The organism is Paracraurococcus ruber (genome assembly GCF_004353985.1).
Classification (GTDB): Bacteria; Pseudomonadota; Alphaproteobacteria; order Acetobacterales; family Acetobacteraceae; genus Paracraurococcus; species Paracraurococcus ruber.
The window spans coordinates 1-2379 of sequence record NZ_SMOA01000487.1; the positions used below are offsets into that span (position 1 = coordinate 1).

At 76.8% G+C, this 2379-nt stretch carries 2 protein-coding genes; both read left to right on the top strand.

The features are described from left to right. Positions 1–343: 343 nt before the first annotated feature. Positions 344–1075, top strand: coding sequence for a M48 family metallopeptidase (locus E2C05_RS31045; RefSeq protein ID WP_192912559.1), 732 nt, complete (start codon positions 344–346; stop codon positions 1073–1075). A gap of 281 nt (positions 1076–1356) precedes the next feature. Further along, complete coding sequence (locus E2C05_RS31050) at positions 1357–2346, top strand: DUF808 domain-containing protein (RefSeq protein ID WP_133223470.1); 990 nt, start codon at positions 1357–1359, stop codon at positions 2344–2346. Positions 2347–2379: the final 33 nt, after the last annotated feature.

Consider the following 2379-nt stretch of genomic DNA (forward strand, 5'->3'; position numbering starts at 1 on the left):
GACCTGCCCTGGCCCCGGGGGGCCGGGGCAAGGCCTGACTGCCGCCGGCCCCCGGCGGGTTGCGGCACGGCGCCCGCCCGGCATCGCTGCAACCCGTTGATCGCAGGGCGGGTTCACGCTTCGGGCCGCGCGGCGCCCGCGGCCGGGCCGCCCTGGCCCCATGGGCCCCCGGCCCCCGGCGCACCGCCCGGGCGACTGGCCCCGGGGTGATGGCGCCGGTCCCGGCCGCCCTGCCATGGGTCGCGGCCGGGACCTGGCGCTCGCGCCCTCTCGCCCCGACCATTCCGCAACGAGCCGTGTCAAGGCGTTGAACCGGTGCGTCGGCCGGCGCATGGTCCCGGCCATGGATGAGACCGAAGCGGCGACGGCGGCCCTGCCCGGCAACCCGCCCGGCGGCAAGCCGGGCGACACCATGGATTGCCCCGTGCGCTGGCGCCGGTCCAGCCGCGCCCGCCGCGTCAGCCTGCGCATCGATGCCCGCGCCGGCGAGGTGGTGGTCACCCTGCCCGCCCGGGCGCATCGCCGCGCCGGCATGGCGCTGCTGACCACCCATGCGGCCTGGGTGCGGGAACGCCTGGCCGCCCTCGCCCCGCATATCCCCTTCGCCCCCGGGTCGGAACTGCCGCTGGCCGGGGTCCGGCACGTCATCCGGCATGACCCGGCGGCGGCGCCCGGCGTCGCCCTGGCCCCCGGCGCCGTGCTGGTCGGCGGCGCGGCCGAGGCCCTGCCCCGCCGCATCGCCGAGTTCCTGAAGGCCGAGGCCATGCGGCGCATCCGGGTCCTGGTCGCCGGGCATGCCGCCATGCTCGGCGTCGCGCCCCGGTCCATCCGGCTGAAGGACACCCGCAGCCGCTGGGGATCCTGCGCGCCCGACGGCACCCTGGCCTTCTCCTGGCGCCTGGTCATGGCCCCGGACTGGGTGCTGGACTATGTCGTGGCGCATGAGGTGGCGCATCTGCGGGAGTTGAACCACTCCTCCCGCTTCTGGGCGCAGGTGGAGCGGCTGACCCCCCACCGCGATGCCGCGGTGGAATGGCTGCGGCTGAACGGCCCGGCGCTGCTGCGGGTGGGCTGAGAGCCCGACCCGAAGGATCCTGCGGCACGATCCGGCGGGTCCGTTCCGCCCCGGCGCCGCGCCGCAGGCCCGCATCCCGCGCGACGGCCGCCGGCCTGCCGGTGCCGTCAGGACCGGCGGCGAAGGCTTCCCGGCCGGCGCGGACCTTTCCCCGCCGGCCGGTCGCCGGTGGCCCTCCGTGCCAGGCTTCGAGCCGCCGCCCCCCCCTCGCGACCGGGCGGCGCGGAACAATCCCGCTCCGCGGCTGTTGCAGCGCTGGCGTGCAGCATTGGGGAGCAGCCGTGAGCACTGGCCTGATCGCATTGCTGGACGATATCGCGGCCCTGGCCAAGGCGGCCGCGGCCTCGCTCGACGACGTGGCGGCGCAGGCCGGCCGGGCCGGGATGAAGGCGGCGGGGGTGGTGGTGGACGATGCCGCGGTGACGCCGCGCTACGTCACCGGCTTCGCCGCCAGCCGCGAACTGCCCATCATATGGCGCATCGCCCTGGGGTCCCTGCGGAACAAGCTGCTCTTCCTGCTGCCGAGCGCCCTCGCGCTCAGCCTGTTCGCCCCCTGGGCGATCACGCCGCTGCTGATGCTGGGCGGGGCCTTCCTCTGCTACGAGGGCGCGGAGAAGCTCTACGAGGCGATCTGGCCGCACGCCGCCCAGGCGCATGAGGCGAAGACCGGCGCCTCGCCGGCGGATGCCCGGGCCCTCGAGGAAGCGCGCATCGCCGCGGCGATCAAGACGGACTTCATCCTCTCGGCCGAGATCATGGCGATCACCCTCGCCACCGTGCCGGAGGCGTCCTTCTGGACCCAGGCCATGGTGCTGGCGCTGGTCGGGACCGGCATCACCATCGTGGTCTATGCCGCCGTGGCGCTGCTGGTGAAGGCGGACGATGCCGGCGTCGCGCTGGCGGCGCGGGCGCGGACAGGGGTGGTGCGGGCGCTGGGACGCGGCCTGGTGCTCGGCATGCCGGGCGCCCTGAAGCTGCTCGGCATGGTCGGGACGGCGGCGATGCTCTGGGTCGGTGGCGGCATCCTGCTGCACGGCGCCGAGGAATTCGGCTTGGCCGCGCCGGCGCACCTGCTGCACGGGGCCGCCCTGATGGCGGGGCAGGCGGTGCCCGCCCTGGGCGCCGTGGTGGAGTGGCTGGTGACGGCCGCGGGGTCCGCCCTGCTCGGGCTCCTGGTCGGGGCGGCGGCGATCCCGGTGGTGGAGCATGGGCTCGCGCCGCTGGCGCGGCGGCTGCGGCCCGGCGCCGCGGCCGCGCGGCAGGCCGCCTGATACCCGGCCGCAGGCGTCCCGGCGCCTGCCGCC